Raw genomic sequence first — 20,559 nt, forward strand, 5'->3', positions numbered from 1 at the left:
CGGGCACAACCCCAGACCTCTGGATCACCCCTTAAGGGGAATGATAATTAAGTGCGTTATTTCAAGGCAGTTCAGATTTTCTAAATTTTCTCTAAAAAAAGTCTAGTGCACAGACAGCCGTAATTCTAACGAGTTCAGATATTACACGCCCCCATCCTGCTCAAGCACACCGAGCTTTTCCTGTCGCCTGCGCTCTTTGCGTTCCTTGCGCCGCATGAGCAGGTCCCACTCAAGGGGCATGACGATCAGCGTCAGGGTCGTGGCCACACACAGACCAGTGACAAAGGTGGTGGCCATGGTCCCCCAGACCAAAGAGTAGTAGGGGATGCCGAGCGCCATGGGCAACAGCCCCAGCGTGGTGGTCAGTGTGGTCATGAGAATGGGTCTGAGGCGAATACGCACACCTTCACGGATAGCCTCTGCCCGGCTGTAGCCCTGGGCATACAGTCGATTGATGAAGTCGAGCAGCACCAATGAATCGTTGACCACGACACCGGCTACGCCCACGGTCGCGATAAAACTGTTTACCGTGAACAGGGAGCGGGTGAAAAACGTCCCGAAAACCACGCCGATAAGGGCAAACGCCACGGCAGACAGAATGACCGCCGGCTGCAAATAGGACTGAAACTGGCAGGCCAGAATCGTATACATGATCATGAGTGCGATGAGAAAGGCATACATGAGCGAGGTGAATGACCGGCCCGTTGACTCGAATTCACCAGCAAAGCTGATGGTCGCCCCCGGATACTTGCTCTGGATGGACGCGTAATAGGCCTTCACGTCATGGGCGACACTGGTGGCACTAACCGGTCCACCGGCATGGATATTGGCCGTCAGGGCGATGGCTCGCTGGCCCTGAAACCGGTTCAACTGCCCGGGCTCCCGATAACTTTCCACCTTTACCAGATCACCCACGCGCACCGGCCCCTGGGCGTTCTCCAGAATAGGTATGTCCAACGCATCTTCCGGCTGCATCAGAAACCGCTTGTCGATCTTCATGCGCAGGTCGATATCTTCATCCGCAGCCCGGAATTTACCCACGAACCGCCCGTCCAGAATACCACCGGCCAGAGAGACGACCTGAGCAGGGGTCAGCCCGAACTCCGACACCAGATTCGGCATCGGACTGAAACGGAATATCCGGTTATCCGACCCGGTGTCCGTATTGAAATCAACAAGATAGGGAGCGATCTCCTTGTTGTTCTTGATCCAGTTGAACACATCGTCCGACAATCCCTTGACCGCTTCATGGTCCGGCCCGAGCACGCGAATATTCACATCCTTGCCAGCAGGGGGGCCGCCTTTCTCCGCCCAGAGATGCATGCTCCATCCACCCGCGGTATACGGTTCGAGCTTCTTGCGCACGATATCCAGCAGCAGCAACGGGTCGTTATCCGGGTTATCGATATACTCCTGCTCACCCTGAGCGGGCAGCTCCACCGTGACCAATGCGCGGTTGGAACCGAAGACGGACTCATAGTCCTCATTGATATCCATGCCACCCAACCCGGAACACGATTTTGTCGTCCCCGGACCAAACCCTTTGATAACCTCTGAAATCTGCTTTGCCTTTTCAGAAGCCGTGTACACGTCCGTACCCACAGGTCCCTGCAAAGAGACATAGTAGAGGTGATATTCATCAGGGAAAAACTTGATTCGAATCAAGGGCATGATGCCGGCCACAGACACCCCGAGCATGACAATGGCCATGATAAAAGCCAAGAACACGAGTGACACCGATTTCCACTTGTGCCGCAGGGTAACCTGAAGGATGGCATCCGTGAATCGCTTCAGCCACTCCATGAACCGGGGATCTTTGGTATGCAAATGCTCTGTGGCCTGTGCCCTGAGTTTTTTGGCACCCGGCCAATCCATAAAGTGGGACGGGAGAATGAACAGGCACTCGATCAGCGAGGCGGCGATGGCGAACGATACCGCCTTGGGTACCAAGGCGAAGAATTCACCCGTTGATCCGGTCATGATGAGCATGGGCAGAAATGCGGCAACCGTAGTGGATGTAGCTGCAAGAACTGGCAAAAAGACTTCGCTTGTACCGACCACAACCGCCTCTTTCAGCTCCTTGCCGTCCTGTACATGCCGATAGATGTTTTCCAGCACGACAATGGCGTCATCAACGATGATACCGGACACCAGAACAAAGGAAAACAGAGTGATTTCATTGATGGAGTTGTTGGTCAACCACATGATGATCATGGTCACGAGGAACGAGAAGGGCACACCCACGGTGGTCAGCATGGCGTTACGGAAGCCCATGACCAGCCAGATGCAGCCGCAGACCATCACGATACCCACCAGCAGGTTGGAACCAAGCGTACTGATGTTCTCGTTGATGTTTATCCGCTGATCCTGGGTCAGGACCGCTTCAACCCCCTCTTTCTTCAATATGGGGTCGAAGTCGGCAACCACTCGCTCCACGGCAGCCCCGATATCAAGCGCGTTGCCGTCAGGGGTCTTGATGACCTTGATGGACACCGAGTCCTTGCCGTTCACGCTGGAAATAACAAAGGGATCTCGATACGCCATGCCCGCATGGCTGAGCACATCGCCCACCGTAACGAACGAACCATCCAGATCACGCCGGACAACCGTGGCGGCGATGGCGTCACGGGAACGGAACTTCTCGTCGACGACAATGACATACTCACCGGATTCACTGATGAAATCTCCAGCCGGAACCGAGACATTGGCCCCTTCGAGTGCCTTGGCTACCTCATCAAAGGTCACGCCCAGCCGCATCATCTTGCCCGGATCAAGGGAGACATGAAATTCCCGTGTAAATTCGCCGTTGATATCGACTTCTTTTACCCCGGGGATACGCTGCAACGGCAGCTTCATTTCTTCGGCCATGAGGGTCAGGGCGCGGTTGGAGCGGGCCCCCACAAGATTGACCGAAATGACCGGCAGCCACTCCGAAACCCTGATAACCTCGAAACTCGGTGGGTCCATATCGTCAGGCAGGTCCTGTTGTATGGACAGGACCTTAAACCGCAACTCGTCATAGAGTTTGTCGTAGTCGGTATCATCCAGGAATTTCACCAGTATGGAGGCACGCTGACGGAACGAACGTGACCGGATGAATTCCACGTTCTCGAGATCTTCCAGTGAATCCTCGATCTTGCGGGTGACCAGGGTCTCCACCTCGTCAGCGCTGGCACCAGGCAGAAAACCCGAGATGATGACCTTGCCCATGCGTACGTCAGGATACCGTTCAACCGGCAGGTCAAAGGTGCAGAACACACCCACAACCATGAGTATGACAAAGAGCAGGTTGACGAAAACCTTCTGCCCCAGGGTCATCCGAATGAGACTCTGAACCGGTGTATCCTTATGCATTATTCGTCTCCATTCAGTCCCACAATATCCTGTTTTATCGTACAATCACAAACAGTTGTGCAGCTCGGAAGCCCAGGTCACCGGTGCTTGAGCACATCATGCCTGACAACTCGAAGGGTGGTCATACTGGTACACACTTCGCTATCAAAGCAGATTTTTCGCCAGCTCCATTGCGGTATCCCTCGGACACACATGGCATTTACCAGCTCTAAAGGATATCACGGATGCGCGAGAAAAATGTCTCCGGGTCGAACATCCGGGCTGGAAACACGACGCATGTCGTCATCAGCCGTGCCGAGCAGGACCACACGCACCCGTTCATTGTCCGGCGTCATCAGGAAATATTCCTCATACGCCTTGATGAGTGCTGTTTTCGGGACAACGACCGCACCGCCCGGATCCGGGAGATCAATGACAAGTTCGGTGCGCAGTCCGCCACGAAACTCGATATCTCCTTCGGTAATTTCGAGATCAACGTTGATTTTGCGCGTCTTGGAATCAAACCCGGGCGACACGCGCAACACATGCGCCTGAATGGTTTTACCCAGATCGGTGAGACTGAGCTCGACCGTTTCCCCCATATCCATGAGGGCGCGGTACTCCGAACTGGTCAGGGCAAACGGCACCAGCAGGACCTTGTAGAGGCCGAGCTCGGCCACGGCTTCCCCCTTGGTTATCCATTCTCCCGGCTCAACGTACCGCGTGACCACCTTCCAGCCAGCAGGACCCTTGAGCGAGAAACGCTTCGACCGCTCGATGAGCACCAGTTCTTCGACCTGCTTTGAGCGGAGCTGCTGGAGGGCGGATTGATGTTCCCGTATATTGGAATCCAGTGTGGACTGGGGCGCATTATTGCTCTTAACCAGAGCCTGATATCGCTCCATTTCCTTCTTGTTGTATTCCAGATCAGACTTCAACCGTTCCTGATCCGTCCGGTTGGAACGGATATCCAGATTGATGAAGGTCGTATCAAGCTGGGCGAACACCCCGGACGCATCCAGTGTATCACCCACATCGGCCACGACTTTTTGCACCCGCCCCGACTCCTCGGTCACCAGTGTCATGGAATTCCTGGCACGAGTGAAACCGGTCAGGGAAGCACGCCGTGCAGCCGATTGAGCGACAAAGGTCTCACCGGGTTGAGCTGGTGGCTCCGGTGGAAGCTCTGCCGAAGGAGCAGGGGGAATAATCGATTCAACATCATCGCCCGAAACAGACTCAACGCGTACCTGCGCCTCTTCCACCAAAACGCTGCCTGGCAGCGGCTCCTCAGAAACCTGGTCACTGCCGCACCCGACAAGGAACAGCAGCACCACAACAAAAAACACTCTCAGACCATATTTCATCCTAATCACCGCCTTTACAACCATCGAAAACATCACGAACTACCAGGGCGCATCCAAAACGCGATCATGGCGTCCAATAACGTGTCGAAATTCAAACCTCCACTGAGCATATTCGCCTGTCCGGTAGCTATGAGATGCGCCATACCGTGTACGCCGGACCACAGGGAAAACACCGCTGTATCAAGATCGGCACTACCGAAATGGCCTTTGGCAATGCACTCTTCCACTGTTGAACGAAATATCGTGTACGTAATGCGCGAACTGACAGCCCACTCGCCATCCAGGTCAACCTGCGTACAGTCCGTGCTGAACATGAGCTGATAATAATCCGGTTCCTGATGCGAAAATTCAATGTAGCGCTTACCGCCAATACGCAATCGTTCCACAGGGTCAGGGTACGCTTTCATCCCACGCTCCTGACGCGCGACATACCGGGCGAAGCCTTCTTCACGGAGCACAGAGAGAATCTCTCGCTTGTTTTTGAAATACCTGTAAATCGCTGCGGGGCTGTATTGAATTTTCCCCGCGATCCTTCGCAAAGAAACATTCTCGAACCCTTCTTTTACAAAGAGTTGTTTGGCTGCATCCAGAATTCGCTGACGCATCAGCTCCTTATCCTGCTCACATCTATTTTTTGTACGCATGAATCCGCACTAGCAACACATTTTGGCTTTGTAAACAGTGTTTAGCACTTGTTGCGACACTCATTTGCTTCGTTTGTATCTATCAGCATGCCAACGCACAGTATATGTCTCTATTGTGCATTTTTTGTGAATAATACTGATTTCATTACACAATATACAACAATATGATGAAATGGTTTGATCAAAGTAAAATAGACCGGCCCAGCCCAATTTTTATATTTCACCAATGTTACCAAAGAATATCGACGCAACACACTTTCTCCTTCAATTGGTTCGACGACGACCCCGATTGTTGCATCCAGGTGGCGATCCTTTCCGGTTGCTATCCAATAGGTCTCCCCATCCGAGTCATCAACAGTGAAAAATGTTGCACTTTCGCCAGGGTGGATAGGAATTCTCTCCGGTGAAAACTGTACTTTTTCAGAAATTCCCTGCCTGCCTTGGCCCAAGAGTCTAAGCAGCCAGGTCCGAATTCGATACAGCATCTGCATCCAGCCGGGCTGATACGACAACACCCCGGCAACAAACTCGCGCAAGGAAATGGAGCCGACATCGGATTTGACCTCAACATAGTCGACACCATCATTGAAACCAGCCATTTTTTCCATCCAACCAAGATTCTCGGTATTCATACGAACCTCACACTAAAACGCCGTGCAAAACCACATCCAGCAGGGGGCTCACCTGGGCAACCATGGCTTCAACATCAAACTCCTCGCTGGAAAGCCCGCCGATAAGCGTATTGAGATACAACGCCCAACAGACATGGCCCAGCTCATACGGATTCACGTCCTGCCGAACCTCGCCCCGTTCCTTTGCCGCCTCGATGAGTGCCGCCACCAGACCGATCATGGCCTCGATCTGCACCCCGAACTTTTCACGCCACTGCCCTTTGGCGAACAATGCTTCCTTTACGACTGACCGCAGAAATATGGTGTGTTCCCCATAATAGGAATAGATCGCGCGGAGCAGATGGAGGAACTGTTGCCTGAGGTTCCCGTTTTCCGGAACCGACTCCAACGCCTTGATCGCCACGCCCCCGATCTCGTCGTAGAACGTGGAGAACAACAACGACTTCTTGTCATTGAAATGCAACCCGATGGTCCCCAACCCTACGCCAGCCTCTTCGGCCAGGGCGCGCATGGTGGTTTTCTTGTACCCGCACCGCGTGATCAGAGACCGCGCCGCCTCCTGAATCTGTCGCCGGGTCTCCTGCTTCTGTCTGTCTCTTTTGCCTATCTTCTCCACACGGTATCTCCTCAATGAACACGTTCACTGAACATGTTCATTAAGTAGATACCAGCCTCCATGTCAAGTGGATCGATCAACGGGAGTGCTCCTATTCACAAAACAATCAGGCAGTCTTACGCCAAGCAAAGGCAAAGACATAGCATGCTATAAACTACACATATAGCCCGCTATTGAAATAGCAACAAACTGAAATTGATGGAAATATATTATGACCGGAGAACATCGAGAATCTCGATGTTTGCGGCTTGCCAGGCAGGGTATGCCCCTGCCGCCACGCCAAGCACACAGGAACCGAACAGGGTGAAGACCAGACTTGAGGGGTCGATAATCAACGGCAATCCCGCCGCAGCGCACCCTATGGCGACAAGAATAACCGTGACCAACACGCCCAGTCCGCCACCAACCGCAGCCATGAGACCAGACTCGAACAGGAATTGACGGACAATGTCCCGTCGACGGCCACCCACGGCACGGCGCACCCCGATCTCGACTCGTCGAGCACGGACAACCAGAATCATTATTGAGAGAATACCCAGCCCTCCGACACCGAACGAAATGGACGAGGTTATGGCCCCCAGCGTGGTCATGAGGTCCAGGGCCTGCCGCTGGAGCTTGATGGCATCCTTTGGCGACAGGGCGCTGAAATCATCATCCTGGCCTGCGTCGATGCGATGTCGGTAGCGCATGATGCTTTCTACCGACTCCTCGATCTGTGAAAGGTCGCCTCCCTCACTCAGTTGAAGGAATACACCGCTGATCCAATCCTGATTACTGGCCCTGCGCATATAGGTAGTCACAGGCAAAAAGACGATCTCATCCTGATTGGCCCCGGACAGATCAACGCCTTTCTCTTCCATGACGCCAAGGATACGAAAACTGGCCCGGAACACATAGACTTTCTGACCGATGGCCTGCTCGGCAGTCCCGAACAAAGCTTCGGCTATGGTTTTACCCAGGACACAGACCATGGCCCGGTCATCCACTTCCTGCCAATTGAAGAAGCGTCCCCTTGCCGGATGAAAACTCCTGATCTCCTGATAATTCGGCCAGGTGGCGATAATCTGCGCCGTGACCGTATTTCCTTGGCCGCGCACCGGAAGGGCGGTTGAAACAAACGGCGCCCCTGCCAGGACAGACGGAGCACCGTCAATCAAGGCCTGCGCGTCTCCAAGGGTGAAGTTTCTGGTTACGCCTGACAATCTGACATTGCCACCTCGGGTAAAACGCACCTGTCCGGCCATGACGGCGTAGAGATTGGGGCCGAGCTTCTCGGTCTCCATTTCAGCCTGTCTGACCATAATTTTCGAGACATGCTGGACACCGGTAAATGCCAATGCACCGAGAAAGACCCCCAGCATTGCCAGAACCGCACGCAGCTTGTGCGCTGACAGGGAAGAAAGGGCTATGCGAAGGTTAAGGGGCAATAACATTGGGTCAAACTCGTTCTCCGCTGATCGCGGTCGATTCAGTTACAGGTACGACTCTCTGTTCCAGGCCGTATTGCCATTGAAAATATGCTGCCATAACCGCTCAAAGGCATGCCCGGTGTTCATTTCATCGTCCGGGTCGGCCAGAATCAACCGCAGGCAGTACTCATAAAACGCGCGTGGGCGCGTTCTGATGCGTTCGCCGGTCACACAGAAATTGCCAGTGGGAGCGCGGGACACAATCTGTTCCGGCATGGGTTGGCCAAAGAGTTTTTCAAACAGCGCACCGACCGGTATGTCGCCCCCCCAGCCTGACCACCGCCCCTTGTTCTCGGGCTTGCGCAGATCATGGGGATTGCCCAACCGATCACATTTAAGCTTGAACCAGGCCAGACCCTTGAACGGGACCATTCTCTCCACAACGTCACGGAGCATGTTTTGCAAGATGTCGACAGACGCCCGACCCTGATCATCGATGTGATCAAAAGGGTCTCCCTGCAAAAACACATTCATATCCGCCAGGCGGTCATAATTGTCGATTATATGGGTAAAATAGGTGTGCGCTTCTCGCCCGATATTTTCTAATTGCACTGCGTTGGAAAGGGGTGTGTCGCATTTGTCATACACAAGGTAATCATACCCCAGGGCATCGGCCCAGGAGACGTCCTCACGGTATTTGGCTATGATCACAGCGACACGCTTTTCCATATCTCAACCCTGTTCGGGCGTCGTGATAGCAGGCTCCTGCACTACGAAAGCGCGGACATACGTGGGTTGTTCATCCGAGGACCTGCCACCAGAGCCATAGCCAACGGATTTGACCGACCCCAAGGGCAGTACTCCGTAGTCATCCACAATGGTCTTCAAGATAGCGAGTCCGGTCGGGGTGGCCCGCTCCATGGCGCAGTCTGAACCAAAGGTGGTCATACCCCGGGCAAGTTCGGCGCAAGCCGGTGCCGGTACAGGCAATCTTCCGTGGGCGCAGTCGACGAAACCAGATCCCAGATCCACCGGTGAACTGAGCACTTTTTCAACACCCAACGCTTCCAGCAGAACCATGCTTCCACAAATATCAACAATGGTATCCACAGCCCCGATTTCATGGAAATGCACGCCTTCGAGATCAACGCCGTGCACTTTGGCTTCTGCTTCACCCAACAACCGGAGTGCCGTTGCGGAGCGTTCCTTGGCTCGCCCGGCAATGGAGCTTCCTTCGATGATCTTGATCAGGTCGGTATAATGCCTGAGAGGTTGATCTTCAGTCTGCACGACATCAACATGCCAGGTCCCTATTCCCGAGACCTGCTTTTTCGACCATTGCAACTCAAACCCTTTCAAACCCAACGAGTTCAATTCATTGGTCAAATATGCAAAAGCATCATTGCCATGCCATTCTTCCATTGCATGACTCATGGAAGCCAGCAACATATCGCCACTCACACCGGTCGAACAATCAAGAAACAAGGTCATTTGCATTATCCTATTTTGAGTTTAATACGGCCATTTTATTTATTTTATGAGCCAGATATCCTGCCCCGAACCCGTTGTCGATATTCACGACCCCGATCCCTGGAGCGCAGGAGTTCATCATGGTGAGCAGGGCGGCCAACCCCTGGAAATTGGCACCATATCCAACGCTGGTGGGCAACGCGATGACCGGGGGGACGGCTATCCCGCCCACCACAGACGGCAGTGCCCCTTCCATACCGGCAACCGCAATGATCGCCGACGCGGAATTTAATTCATCCATTACTGAAAAAAGTCGATGAATGCCAGCGACTCCGCAATCATAATGGCGCTCCACATGGCTGCCCAGGAATTCGGCGGTACCAGCGGCCTCTTCGGCAACAGGCTGATCTGAAGTCCCAGCCGAAACCACAACGATTTTGCCTAGGGCAGGAACAGCAGGGCTGCCAATGGTGAGCAACAAGGACTTCGGGTCATAGGTGACATCCAGCACCTGAGCCACTGCCTCGGCATGCTCAGGGGCGGCACGTGTACCCAGCACTCGCCCGTTGTGGGCATGCATGCTTTGAAAAATGGTTGCCACCTGATCCGGGGTCTTGCCCGCACAGTAGACAACTTCCGGCCCGCCTGTCCTGGCTTCCCGGTTGTGATCGATCTTGGCGCACCCAATATCAACAAACGTCTGCTTTCGCAGCACGCTTTTCATTTCATCACGGGTAATGTTACCCGCCTCAAAATCATCCAACAGGATATCAAGATTCATGGGGACCACTCCTTGAATTCACATGATCGCAAGCCGATCCTCTTGATCAACGCCACGAATTTATCACGATTTTTTATCATTATTTCAGCATACTGAGGCATGAACTCAACGCTTGCCATCAGGTTATCATGGGAGGCGCGAAGCGTGTCCACGCCACGCTCATGAAAGAACGTTTCCATGACCTCAACACGATTGAGACCGGTTTCAGTCAGCTCCATACCCAGGGGTAGACGGGTGGCCAGACAACTCTCTGACGGAGTGTTCCAATTCGGCAACCCGGCATCACAAGCCAGCCTTCTGACCTCGACTTTTGTCAGTCCGACAGCAAGAAGGGGAGAAAACACGGAAAATTCCTTTACGGCACGGAGACCTGGGCGCTTGGGATCATCATCCGCATTGGTCCCGTCAATGAGCAGGGCCTTGGAATCAAAACCACCCCGCATGACGGAGAAGAGGGTCCGTTTGCAATGGTAACAGCGGTCGGCTTCATTCGCGCAGACAGCCCTGTCCTGCAGGACATCCACAGGCAGCACGCCATGCCTGATCCCGATATGTTCAGCCACGGCCACAGCCCGTTGCAGATCCCGTTCGGGCGTCAACGCACTGCGCACTGTGACCGCAATGCACGTATCACCCAGGGCTTTGCGCACGGCATACGCCACCAGACCGCTGTCAACACCGCCAGACATCGCTATTACCGCCTGCGAATGACCGTCGAATTTCTCTTTAATGCAAGAGATCAATGTATCCATGAACAAAGCCTAGCCCAGCAAAGAGCCCGGTTCAACTCATTTCATCGACGGTGAAAATTCGATGACTTCAATCCTGCGCCAGGGACCTTTCCTGAAACGCCACATGAAAGAAACCGCCAGAACACTCACATAGAGCATCAGACACATCCAGGGGCCCTGAACGCCCTTCACCCCCACGATATTCAGGATGAGAAGGGGAATAACCATACAGAAGAGCGCAGCGGAACCCATGATGAGCATGGTAAAACGGGTATCACCAGCTCCTTTTAATCCACCGACATAAATAATCGCCACAGCGTCAATCAACGTGAAGATGGCTGCATATCGCATTAAAAGTATGCCCATGACGACCACATCATCGAATAGATGCCCGGTTTCTCCTCTTGCCCGAAATAAATTCAAAAGGAATTCAGGAAACACAACGAACAGAAGGGCCATTACCGTCATATAGGCGAGAGCTATATGCAGCACAGACTTTGTGGCATACGCCGCTCCATCAGGATTTTTATCACCCATGGCCTGTCCGACCATGATGCTGGTCGAGATATGCAGCCCAATTGTCGGCAAAAAGGCCAGTGTATAGATGGAAAAGACCGCATTGGTCGAAGCCAGTTCAATCGGACCAAGACGGCCCACCATGAATACAAAGAATGTTATCGCGAAGATATCAAGAAAGAACTGGACTCCACCTGGCAGGCCGAACCGAAGAAACCGTTTCATGAGTGATCCATCGAACCGCCATGCAGAGCGCACGCAATATTCCTCTTCATTGGCGGAAGTGAATATGAGCCATGCATAACAGATGACAGGCACGGTGAAACTGAACAATGTGGCTAATCCGGCCCCGACTATTCCCAACTCGGGGAAAGGTCCGATACCGTTGATCAGACAATAATCAAGCGGAATATTGATCAATGTTGAGGCGATGCTCACGATCATAATCGGCTTGGTGATACCCCGACCGGAAAAGAAACAGGACAGACAGATTCCCAATAGAAAGGGCGCGCTTCCTATGGTCAGAATCCGAAAATAGACTATTTCCAGTTCCTGAATGGCAGCGGGGTGCCCACCCAAGGCAAACAACGGCTCTGCAATGAACCAGAGGCTAGCAAGAAACAACCCAGAGGGGATACTGAACCAGATACCCTGCCACATGGACCGTCCCACCTTCTCAGGCTGCAATGCTCCCGTGTACTGTGCAACAAAGACCCCGAGATACTCCGCGACACCCATGAAAAATGAAAGGAATAGAAAGGCTGCAATACTTGCAGGCAAAGATGCCCCCAGCGTATCCATGGAATAGTTACCCAAAAAAATGCGATCAGTGAATGTCATCACCGTGTTTGAAAGCATACTGACAACCAGTGGTAGTCCTATATCCAACGCTTCTTTGTATCCGCCTTTTGCGCTCCATCGTTTTACTATGCTCATTATCTTTCACTTTTCTTACTATTAATTATCATTGGATACACTTCCGTCCATTGCTACAATGGATTCTCAATCGTTCACCCATGGCACCCTATACGCAGGTCAACAGATGGTAAAGCTTCAACCGCCTTGATACCTAACTCATAGCGTGCTACTCCGTTTCACATACCACACTGTAATACTAGGAAATTATGACTGCGCCTCACGATCAATTATTCTTCACTCGACTCGCCAGGATACATCGTCTTTATGCTAAAGCCTTGTCCAAACGTCTCGCTCCCCATGGTGTCAATCCAGGGTATCTCGAAATTCTTCACAGTCTTTGGACACGGGACAACGTTACGCAAAAACAACTCCATTCCACACTGGATATCGAGCAGGCAACTCTTTCCAACACCCTGACACGTATGGAACGCGACGAATTACTGGAACGCACCCGCAACTCCAAGGACCGCCGGGTAACCCAAATACTCCTCACGCATAAGGGGCATTCTTTGCAGAATGTGGTCAATTCCGCCATTGAAAACCTGCAGTCGATTGTCAACACGGGGTTGACTATTAATGATCGACGCTATTTCAATCGCATTCTTACGCAAATGACCGAACATATAGAAGACGATCTGGACGACACTACACTGCTTCTCATAGACGAAATTCAAGATTGATCACATATGAGCTGCTTTCTGCTATCTACAATGAACCACAAAATATATTTCTTCACAATATCCCCAATTATTCCCACCTGATTAATCCAATCTTATTCCCATCTTTCTTACCACCATCAATGGACCACGAATTTTGTCTACAGCAAGTCCATTCCGGGTATACACAGATTTTATAATAGTCATAATCATACGATTTATCGGTATTTTTACTCTTATGCCTCAAGCGGTGGTCACATTCTTTACCTGATACAGTTTTGAGAAACTGACCCAGCACATTTCGAGAAAAACGGCAAATTTTACATTTTTTTCCATTATTTTTTTTCTATAAAATCTGCTATACCGTTCCCTAACGGACAACAACTCCCTGTAATTCCATTCCATACTGAAATATCTAGACTTTTTCTAGATCAAGTTGGACAACGTTGTACTTTGTTGACAATCTTTGACAGCTTATGTCAATGAATGAACATCATAGGTCAGATTGTGACATTATGAATACATCAAATGCGCCAAAACCACCGACACTCTTCACTGTGCGGGAAGTTGCGGACTTTTTACGGGTCCACCAGCGCACAGCCTACAGGCTGATTACTGGTGGAAGTATCAAGGCTATCAAGATAGGAAGCCAGTGGCGTGTCCCAGAGGCAGCGCTGATGGAATTTATAGAGAGTGGATGGAAGGCATCGGTTTCCGAAGGCAAAAAGGAAACCAAGCCCGATCAGTTCAAACTCCCCTTTGATTAAGGAGAAAGGCATGTCGAAAAGAACGGTTGGCGGTCATGACGGTGACAACACGATCCTGAATGTGAATCTGCCCAATGATTTTGGTCAGGATATGGAGGTCGCTGGTCATCTCATCGGTGAAGAGATGTATTTTGACGACAGCACCGGCATGTTGACCATGGAAAAGCTGTATCGCGACGAGGACAACAAACTCGCTTACGGCATCATTTCCGCCATCGGGCATGCCCGTGAACGTCGTGCGTACCGTGTGGAAGAACGAGAGGATTCATGCATTGTCACCAACGGTAGCCTGAGCCTTGAATTTTCCTATGATGAGTTGTTCGAACTCCTGGCCGTAGCCATTGAATCCGAAAAGGAAAGCTCAAGCCGTCAGGTAAGTGAGCAGGTTCGCCGCAGGTTGGCAGCCAACGAATAGTTTTTTATATTTCAAGAATAAAAAGGGGACCTCATGGTCCCCTTTTTTTTGATTACATCATGTTTTTCAACAGGTTAATCCGACTTTCTTTCGACTCGCCGAGAACCCTACAAACGAGTTACGCAAACAACACAAAGTACAGTGATCGCTCACCAGTTCTCGTTGGATCGGAGCGAAAGCAGGACGACAGGGTTAATCCATATATTGCCGCTGCCCCGTGGCCTCCATGACCGAACTCCAATAATCAGAATGAATATTGATATTGCGCCTCTTCACGGTCACGAGATCAAGCGGGAGGTGCACCATACTTGATTTGAGTTGCGTGACAACCATCCCGGTCTTGCCAGCCATGGCTGCATGCACGGCATTCTGTCCCAGAAATCCGCAGTACACGCGATCGCCAGCATTGGCCGGCACAGAGCGGATTATATAACTGGGATCAATGAATTTTATGTTCATTTCCAAATTCTGAACCTTACAATGCTCCTTCAACCTGTTGACGATCAGACCGCAAATATCACCCAGTTTCGGGTTGCCTGACGAATCGCGCAACAGATCGCCACCGGTGAGATCCTGTCCGGCGCCTTCGGCACAGACGATGATGGCGTGATTGCGTGCCCGCAACCGCTTCTCAACAGCCTGGAGCAAACCGCCTTCGCCATCGATGGTAAATTTGTGTTCCGGCACCAGCACAAAATTGACTTCCTGAAGGGCCAAAGAAGCGTGCGCCGCGATAAATCCTGCTTCACGCCCCATGAGTTTGACAATACCGATACCGTTGTCCACGCCGGTTGCTTCCACATGCGCGCATTGAATGGCTTCCGTGGCTTTCTCCACCGCGGTGTCGAACCCAAAGGAGCGGGTGATGAAATTGATATCATTATCAATGGTTTTGGGGATGCCGATGACTGCGATCTTTCTCTTTCGCCTGGACACCTCGTCCACAATGGATTTGGCAGCACGCATGGAGCCATCGCCACCTATCACAAAAAGGATGTTGATATTCATCCGTTCCAACGAGTCCACGATTGCCTCGGAATCCTGTCTTCCACGCGACGAAGCGAGGATGGTACCTCCGAACTGGTGGATATGACTTACATTATCAGGATTTAGTTCCCTGACCTCATAGCCGTACTCCGGGATGAACCCGCGCAATCCATTGGTGATGCCCAGCACGGTCCGTATCCCGTAATGATAGTGGGCCTCCATGACAATGGAACGAATCACATCATTCAGTCCGGGGCAGAGCCCACCACAGGTGACGATGGCGCACTTGGTCTTGGATGGGTCAAAATACAGTTTTTCCCGAGGACCTGCTTTTTCGAATTTTTTCTTGAGGATATCCGTATCCAACTCAGTCAATTCTTCTGACGTGAGGATCAAGGGCATGGGAACGGACTCATCGACATAGCGCGGATTCCGCAACGGGGTCTGCACATTCGGCCTACCCAGAACAGGGATCGTGACATCGAAATCGAATTTTTTCTTCACCATGGCGTACGCTCCATAAGCACCGTGCTCGAAATCAAAAAAGTTACTTTCCCAACCAACGCGACACTTCCGGCTCTGGCAGCTCATCCACGGTTTCATGAAGATCATCCGGACTGGCTGTGGCTGCACCGACCTGTCCGACCACAACCCCGGCGGCATAGTTGGCCAGAGTACAGGCCGTAAGCAGATCCATGCCAGCGGCAAGCGCCAAAGCCGTTGTGGCGATCACTGTGTCACCGGCGCCAGTCACATCGAAAACTTTGCGTGCGAATGTCGGAATATGCTGAATTGAATCCGTTCCCTCAAAGAGGGCCATGCCGCCAGGTCCCATGGTAATTAATAGATTCTTGCACTGCAATCGGTCAAAGAGGGCGAACCCGGCCTTCATGACCGAGTCCTTGTCGGACACGGGGAATCCGGCCCCCTCGCTGGCTTCTTTGGTGTTCGGCGTCAACAGGTCCACGCCCTGATACCGGTCATAGTGTACTGTCTTCGGGTCCACCAACACCATGGGGCGAGGCTCACAGGTCGCAACCAGCGCCATGAACCGTTCCATGAATTCTTCTGAAATCAGGCCCTTGCCATAATCGGAAAGGATGATCACCCGATAATCGGGCACGTTCTTTTCAATCGTCTCTAAAAGGGCGGCCAGAGCGACCGCATCCAACGGATCAGCCTGCTCATGATCAACTCGCACAACCTGTTGATTGCTGGCGATAATGCGCGTTTTCTTTGTGGTCGGACGATCAACAGTCCGTACCAGGCTCGTAGTCAGATTCGCCTCCAGGCACATCCTGTCCACCTCGGTACCGTCCAGATCATCACCAATAGTGCTGATGAGAAGGGGGGCTCCTCCGATAGAAGCAATATTTCGCGCCACGTTTCCGGCACCACCGAGCAGGAAGGACTCGGATTCAACCTTGACCACTGGCACCGGAGCTTCGGGAGAAATCCGCTCAACACCGCCCATGAGGTAATGGTCAAGCATAAGGTCACCAATGATCATGACTTTATGCCCTTCAAGACCCGTAATTGCCGCATGTATCGATTCGATTGACATAGTGTAAACAACCAATGTTTTTCAGATTTTATATGTTCTTTTCACGACGTTATTCAGAGATTCAGCATCGTGTGCTTTCGACTACGACAATATCCATGATCACGACGCTATCTCAATAGATCATGATCACTACCAGGGGATCATATCGTCCTTTTCAGCTATGATGAAAAGTCAGTTCCACATTTTTCCGCAAAAGACTGCAATGCATCTCTATTTCCATAACTTACTGTAACTTTGCCTTTTTCCGGCGAACCAGATATTTTAACTTTAAGACCCAACATATCAGACAGGGAAGTCTGAAGGGCCGCAAGTTCTGGATCAAGCGGTTTGGGCGGTGTTTTACTCTCTTTGCCGCTTGGAGCAGCGTTGATTTCCTCAGCTCCCGGAAGCCTGCCATTTTGCTTGAAGAAGGTTGCCTGCGCCTCTGCCTGCCGCACGGTCAACCCGTTTTCCGCGATACGCTTATGGAGCTGCTCCTGCATAGCAGCGTCAGCAATAGCCATTATGGCACGGCCATGACCTGCTGAAATGGTACTTTGCTGAATATCGGCTTGGATTGTTTCGGGCAAATTGAGCAGACGGAGGGCATTGGCCACCGCAGACCGGCTTTTCCCGACCTGTCGAGCCAATTCATCCTGACTCAAACCGAATTCCTGCTGAAGTTGCTGATACCCAAGGGCTTCTTCAACCGCATTCAAATCTTCGCGTTGCAGATTTTCTATAAGCGCAATGGCCAGGCTCTCCTGGTCGGTCATTTCCCGAACCAGCGTCGGTATTTCGGTCAACCCCGCCTTTTTCGAAGCACGGAGCCGACGTTCACCAGCAACCAGTTCAAAAGAACTGCCGCCAAGAGGGCGGATCAGCACTGGCTGAAGCACGCCACGTGTCTTTATGGACGAAGCAAGGTCGTTCAACGCATCCTCGGAGAACTCTCTACGGGGCTGGTGCGGGTTTGGCGTAATGGCATCGAGTGGAATCATGCGAACTTTCGATGAATCGGACGTTACTTTCTCATCTTCACGCACACCGCCGAGCAGGGCATCCAGACCCCGGCCAAGGCCTCTATTGGCAGATGTCATACAAAATCTCCTCGTGCTAGTAATTACACCCTTGCCCATTTGGGGCTCAGGTGCCTATAACGCCCCGAAAGCAAGTATAACAATCGGAGCTCACATGTCAGATCATATCAACGAACTCTTTGACAAAGACGGCAATCTCATCGGTGCACTCTTATCCGCTGAAGCCTGGACTGCCGTAAAAAATCAGGTCTACACATCTCTCGGTCTCAGCGAACATGTCGTTGAAAAAGAGATGGCTGAACCTCTTTCAGACTGGGAAACCCTCAAAGAATATTGGGATTACCCGTACCCGGTTGACTATGATGTTGCCTGTGATCATTGCGGCAACACCACCAAAGACTGGTCAGCCGACGAACCACGCCTTTTCAGACTGACCAGCGCCAACCTGGCTGGTCTTGTATCATTCAAGTGCATGAAATGCCGCGCAAAGGTGGTCAAGAGACACTTTAATGATACGGTCAAATCAGAATGCACCCCTTATCAAGATAAAAAAGTCACTTCCAAGGAAGGGCGATACAGATCATAGAGTTTTCATGCTTCCGGTCATGAGTTTATCATGGTCGGAAGCGTGTCAAAGATCACGCTTATCCATTGCTCGTCGTGGATCGCTCCACTTCCTGAGCCAAAGCGAGATACGCTTCGGCACCCTTTGACTTGATATCGTAGTTGATCACCGGTTTTCCAAAGCTCGGAGCTTCGGACAGACGGACATTCCTTGGAATAATGGTTTCAAAAAGGTGTTGAGGAAACGCTTTTCTCACCTCATTCTTTACCTGCCATGACAATCTGTTTCGAGAATCATACATGGTCAGGACCACACCCAGTATAGCCAAATCAGGATTAAGCCGCTTGCGCACCAACTCGTAGGTCATCAAGAGTTGCGCGATGCCTTCCAATGCGTAATACTCGCACTGTAAGGGGACTAACATTTCATTTGCTGAGCACAATGCATTGACTGTCAACAGCCCCAGAGAGGGTGGGCAGTCAATAATGATGAAATCATATTCATTATCTACCTGCTCAAGTAATTCTCGTAAAAAATATTCTCGCCCGAATTTGTCCACCAGTTCGATTTCAGCACCCACCAGGTCCTGCGTACCAGGCAGAATATCCAGAAAGGGCACGCCTGTCTGAATGATCGCCTTGCGAATTTTGGTGGGTTCAAACAAGACCGAATAGATGTTTTCTCGCTGGTCTGCCGGATAATATCCCAGCCCGCTGGACGCATTTCCCTGCGGATCACAATCCACCAGCAACACCTTTTTCTCCATTACGGCCAGTGATGCCGCCAGATTGACTGAAGTCGTGGTCTTGCCGACCCCGCCTTTTTGATTCGCTACAACGATTCTTCTCGCCACAGGACCCTCGCTTTCAAGCTGGAATTGCATTTTCAGGCAGACAAATGTTTCACGTGAAACACTTGGCGACACAATCAGCATGTTTCACGTGAAACACATGACCGTCTTTGCGCTTTCTTCGTAGGACGAAAAACGATTGAAGGCAAGAAGACTTGTCCGAAAAAGGGGGAGTTTAACAAAAAAAAGGGCAGCCAAAGGCTGCCCAGAGAAGTACGAAAACAAATGAAAACCTACTTGTTGTAATACTCGCGATACCAATCGATAAAATTCTTGATACCGACTTCAATGGTGGTATTCGGCTTGAACCCAACGTCGCGGATCAGATCATCGACATCCGCTTCAGTGGCCGGAACATCACCGGGCTGCATGGGCATATAGTTATAGATGGCCTTTTTGCCGACAACTTCTTCGATGACTTCAATGTAACGAGACAGTTCCACGACAGAGTTGTTGCCGATGTTGTATACACGGTAGGGCACAGAACTGGTGCACGGGTCAGGGTTATTGCCATCCCAATCCGCATTGGGGGTCGCAGTATTCTTGACCACGCGGACAACACCTTCGACGATGTCATCAATGTAAGTGAAGTCACGGCGCATCTTTCCATTATTGAAAACATTGATGGGCTTCTCTTCAAGAATATTCTTGGTAAAGAGGAAGAGAGCCATGTCAGGACGTCCCCAGGGACCGTACACCGTGAAGAAGCGCAGACCGGTCGTTGGCAGATCGTAGAGGCTGGAGTAGGAGTGCGCCATCATCTCGTTTGATTTCTTTGTAGCCGCGTACAAACTCATGGGATGATCAACCCCTTCGTGAGGGTTGAGCGGCATCTTGGTGTTCTTACCGTAGACCGAGCTACTGGAAGCATACACGAGATGCTCTACCTTGTTATGCCTGCAACCTTCCAAAACATTCAAGAAACCAACAATATTGGAGTCAATATAGGACTTGGGATTCTCAATTGAATACCGAACGCCAGCCTGAGCAGCCAGATTGACCACATGCGTGAATTGTTCTTCAGCAAACAGATCGCTCATGGGCTGATCATCCTGAAGATTGATGTTCACGTGCGTGAACGCGGCGCTTTCCTTGAGAATGGCAAGACGTGATTTCTTCAGTTCCACGTCATAATAGTCATTCAAGTTGTCGAGACCAACAACAGTGTGGCCTTCCGCAAGAAGTCGCCGGGAAAGATTGAAACCGATAAATCCGGCAGCACCGGTAATGAGTATTTTCATAGAGTGATGTATTCCTTGTCCCCGGTTTCGACCGGGCTTGGTGTTCAGGCTTTGCAGTGTAAGGGGAACGTCAATCGT

The 20,559-nt window shown here is 51.5% G+C and carries 20 protein-coding genes; 4 read left to right on the forward strand and 16 right to left on the reverse strand.

Features of this window, described 5'->3' with window-relative positions; translation table 11 throughout:
- Positions 1–141: 141 nt before the first annotated feature.
- From SRBAKS_RS11285 to SRBAKS_RS11335, 11 genes are all read right to left on the reverse strand, one after another.
- Positions 142–3,354 (reverse strand): efflux RND transporter permease subunit, encoded by a 3,213-nt coding sequence (locus SRBAKS_RS11285; RefSeq protein WP_229590995.1) that lies wholly within the window; start codon positions 3,352–3,354, stop codon positions 142–144.
- 218 nt (positions 3,355–3,572) lie between these two features.
- Positions 3,573–4,700 (reverse strand): efflux RND transporter periplasmic adaptor subunit, encoded by a 1,128-nt coding sequence (locus SRBAKS_RS11290; RefSeq protein ID WP_229590996.1) that lies wholly within the window; start codon positions 4,698–4,700, stop codon positions 3,573–3,575.
- A 32-nt stretch (positions 4,701–4,732) separates the two neighbouring features.
- The gene (locus SRBAKS_RS11295) at positions 4,733–5,305 is read right to left on the reverse strand and encodes a TetR/AcrR family transcriptional regulator (RefSeq protein WP_229590997.1); all 573 of its coding nucleotides are present in this window, start codon (positions 5,303–5,305) and stop codon (positions 4,733–4,735) included.
- Between the two features lie 149 nt (positions 5,306–5,454).
- Positions 5,455–5,976: a DUF2867 domain-containing protein gene (locus SRBAKS_RS11300; protein WP_229590998.1), complete on the reverse strand. Its 522-nt coding sequence runs from the start codon at positions 5,974–5,976 to the stop codon at positions 5,455–5,457.
- A gap of 7 nt (positions 5,977–5,983) precedes the next feature.
- Positions 5,984–6,592 (reverse strand): TetR/AcrR family transcriptional regulator, encoded by a 609-nt coding sequence (locus SRBAKS_RS11305; protein WP_229590999.1) that lies wholly within the window; start codon positions 6,590–6,592, stop codon positions 5,984–5,986.
- Between the two features lie 209 nt (positions 6,593–6,801).
- Positions 6,802–8,025: an ABC transporter permease gene (locus SRBAKS_RS11310; protein ID WP_229591000.1), complete on the reverse strand. Its 1,224-nt coding sequence runs from the start codon at positions 8,023–8,025 to the stop codon at positions 6,802–6,804.
- A 39-nt stretch (positions 8,026–8,064) separates the two neighbouring features.
- Entirely contained in the window at positions 8,065–8,730 is a 666-nt protein-coding gene (locus tag SRBAKS_RS11315; RefSeq protein WP_229591001.1) for a DUF3431 domain-containing protein, read from the reverse strand.
- 3 nt (positions 8,731–8,733) lie between these two features.
- Entirely contained in the window at positions 8,734–9,492 is a 759-nt protein-coding gene (gene larC / locus SRBAKS_RS11320) for a nickel pincer cofactor biosynthesis protein LarC (RefSeq protein ID WP_229591002.1), read from the reverse strand.
- Positions 9,493–9,502: 10 nt separating this feature from the next.
- Positions 9,503–10,252: a nickel pincer cofactor biosynthesis protein LarB gene (gene larB / locus SRBAKS_RS11325; RefSeq protein WP_229591003.1), complete on the reverse strand. Its 750-nt coding sequence runs from the start codon at positions 10,250–10,252 to the stop codon at positions 9,503–9,505.
- Positions 10,249–11,004 carry an ATP-dependent sacrificial sulfur transferase LarE gene (gene larE, locus SRBAKS_RS11330; RefSeq protein WP_229591004.1) on the reverse strand — a complete coding sequence of 252 codons (756 nt, stop codon included), beginning with the start codon at positions 11,002–11,004 and terminating at the stop codon, positions 10,249–10,251. Before larE ends, larB begins: the two co-directional genes overlap by 4 nt.
- 36 nt (positions 11,005–11,040) lie before the next feature.
- Positions 11,041–12,435 carry an MATE family efflux transporter gene (locus tag SRBAKS_RS11335; RefSeq protein ID WP_229591005.1) on the reverse strand — a complete coding sequence of 465 codons (1,395 nt, stop codon included), beginning with the start codon at positions 12,433–12,435 and terminating at the stop codon, positions 11,041–11,043.
- Between the two features lie 257 nt (positions 12,436–12,692).
- On the opposite strand from SRBAKS_RS11335, the gene SRBAKS_RS11340 reads away from it, so the two are divergent.
- The 3 genes from SRBAKS_RS11340 (at position 12,693) to SRBAKS_RS11350 (ending at position 14,255) form a co-directional block, all read left to right on the forward strand.
- On the forward strand, positions 12,693–13,097 hold the full coding sequence (locus SRBAKS_RS11340) for a MarR family winged helix-turn-helix transcriptional regulator (RefSeq protein WP_229591006.1): 405 nt from the start codon (positions 12,693–12,695) through the stop codon (positions 13,095–13,097).
- Positions 13,098–13,588: 491 nt separating this feature from the next.
- Positions 13,589–13,840, forward strand: a complete 252-nt coding sequence (locus SRBAKS_RS11345; RefSeq protein ID WP_229591007.1) for a helix-turn-helix domain-containing protein — start codon at positions 13,589–13,591, stop codon at positions 13,838–13,840.
- Positions 13,841–13,850: 10 nt separating this feature from the next.
- Positions 13,851–14,255, forward strand: a complete 405-nt coding sequence (locus SRBAKS_RS11350) for a hypothetical protein (RefSeq protein WP_229591008.1) — start codon at positions 13,851–13,853, stop codon at positions 14,253–14,255.
- Positions 14,256–14,447: 192 nt separating this feature from the next.
- Here SRBAKS_RS11350 and SRBAKS_RS11355 read toward each other — a convergent pair whose 3' ends face one another.
- The 3 genes from SRBAKS_RS11355 to SRBAKS_RS11365 form a co-directional block, all read right to left on the reverse strand.
- The gene (locus SRBAKS_RS11355) at positions 14,448–15,749 is read right to left on the reverse strand and encodes an ATP-dependent 6-phosphofructokinase (RefSeq protein WP_229591009.1); all 1,302 of its coding nucleotides are present in this window, start codon (positions 15,747–15,749) and stop codon (positions 14,448–14,450) included.
- A 40-nt stretch (positions 15,750–15,789) separates the two neighbouring features.
- Positions 15,790–16,806 carry a D-glycero-beta-D-manno-heptose-7-phosphate kinase gene (gene rfaE1 / locus SRBAKS_RS11360; protein WP_229591010.1) on the reverse strand — a complete coding sequence of 339 codons (1,017 nt, stop codon included), beginning with the start codon at positions 16,804–16,806 and terminating at the stop codon, positions 15,790–15,792.
- A 158-nt stretch (positions 16,807–16,964) separates the two neighbouring features.
- Positions 16,965–17,885, reverse strand: a complete 921-nt coding sequence (locus SRBAKS_RS11365; RefSeq protein WP_229591011.1) for a ParB/RepB/Spo0J family partition protein — start codon at positions 17,883–17,885, stop codon at positions 16,965–16,967.
- 94 nt (positions 17,886–17,979) lie between these two features.
- Here SRBAKS_RS11365 and SRBAKS_RS11370 point away from each other — a divergent pair, with 94 nt between their 5' ends.
- Positions 17,980–18,411, forward strand: a complete 432-nt coding sequence (locus SRBAKS_RS11370) for a hypothetical protein (protein WP_229591012.1) — start codon at positions 17,980–17,982, stop codon at positions 18,409–18,411.
- 58 nt (positions 18,412–18,469) lie between these two features.
- Here the strand turns inward: SRBAKS_RS11370 and SRBAKS_RS11375 are convergent, their stop codons facing one another.
- Both SRBAKS_RS11375 and SRBAKS_RS11380 read right to left on the reverse strand, forming a co-directional pair.
- Entirely contained in the window at positions 18,470–19,243 is a 774-nt protein-coding gene (locus SRBAKS_RS11375) for a ParA family protein (protein WP_229596963.1), read from the reverse strand.
- A gap of 230 nt (positions 19,244–19,473) precedes the next feature.
- Complete coding sequence (locus tag SRBAKS_RS11380; protein ID WP_229591013.1) at positions 19,474–20,481, reverse strand: NAD-dependent epimerase; 1,008 nt, start codon at positions 20,479–20,481, stop codon at positions 19,474–19,476.
- Positions 20,482–20,559: the final 78 nt, after the last annotated feature.

Origin of the sequence: Pseudodesulfovibrio sediminis, from assembly GCF_020886695.1 — a bacterium.
Lineage (GTDB): Bacteria > Desulfobacterota > Desulfovibrionia > Desulfovibrionales > Desulfovibrionaceae > Pseudodesulfovibrio > Pseudodesulfovibrio sediminis.

Coding starts and splice junctions, on each gene's coding strand:
- SRBAKS_RS11285 (WP_229590995.1), bottom strand. CDS start 3,354: ATGCATAAGGATACACCGGTTCAGAGTCTCATTCGGATGACCCTGGGG.
- SRBAKS_RS11290 (WP_229590996.1), bottom strand. CDS start 4,700: ATGAAATATGGTCTGAGAGTGTTTTTTGTTGTGGTGCTGCTGTTCCTT.
- SRBAKS_RS11295 (WP_229590997.1), bottom strand. CDS start 5,305: ATGCGTCAGCGAATTCTGGATGCAGCCAAACAACTCTTTGTAAAAGAA.
- SRBAKS_RS11300 (WP_229590998.1), bottom strand. CDS start 5,976: ATGAATACCGAGAATCTTGGTTGGATGGAAAAAATGGCTGGTTTCAAT.
- SRBAKS_RS11310 (WP_229591000.1), bottom strand. CDS start 8,025: ATGTTATTGCCCCTTAACCTTCGCATAGCCCTTTCTTCCCTGTCAGCG.
- SRBAKS_RS11315 (WP_229591001.1), bottom strand. CDS start 8,730: ATGGAAAAGCGTGTCGCTGTGATCATAGCCAAATACCGTGAGGACGTC.
- larC (WP_229591002.1), bottom strand. CDS start 9,492: ATGACCTTGTTTCTTGATTGTTCGACCGGTGTGAGTGGCGATATGTTG.
- larB (WP_229591003.1), bottom strand. CDS start 10,252: ATGAATCTTGATATCCTGTTGGATGATTTTGAGGCGGGTAACATTACC.
- larE (WP_229591004.1), bottom strand. CDS start 11,004: ATGGATACATTGATCTCTTGCATTAAAGAGAAATTCGACGGTCATTCG.
- SRBAKS_RS11335 (WP_229591005.1), bottom strand. CDS start 12,435: ATGAGCATAGTAAAACGATGGAGCGCAAAAGGCGGATACAAAGAAGCG.
- SRBAKS_RS11345 (WP_229591007.1), top strand. CDS start 13,589: ATGAATACATCAAATGCGCCAAAACCACCGACACTCTTCACTGTGCGG.
- SRBAKS_RS11350 (WP_229591008.1), top strand. CDS start 13,851: ATGTCGAAAAGAACGGTTGGCGGTCATGACGGTGACAACACGATCCTG.
- SRBAKS_RS11355 (WP_229591009.1), bottom strand. CDS start 15,749: ATGGTGAAGAAAAAATTCGATTTCGATGTCACGATCCCTGTTCTGGGT.
- rfaE1 (WP_229591010.1), bottom strand. CDS start 16,806: ATGTCAATCGAATCGATACATGCGGCAATTACGGGTCTTGAAGGGCAT.
- SRBAKS_RS11365 (WP_229591011.1), bottom strand. CDS start 17,885: ATGACATCTGCCAATAGAGGCCTTGGCCGGGGTCTGGATGCCCTGCTC.
- SRBAKS_RS11370 (WP_229591012.1), top strand. CDS start 17,980: ATGTCAGATCATATCAACGAACTCTTTGACAAAGACGGCAATCTCATC.
- SRBAKS_RS11380 (WP_229591013.1), bottom strand. CDS start 20,481: ATGAAAATACTCATTACCGGTGCTGCCGGATTTATCGGTTTCAATCTT.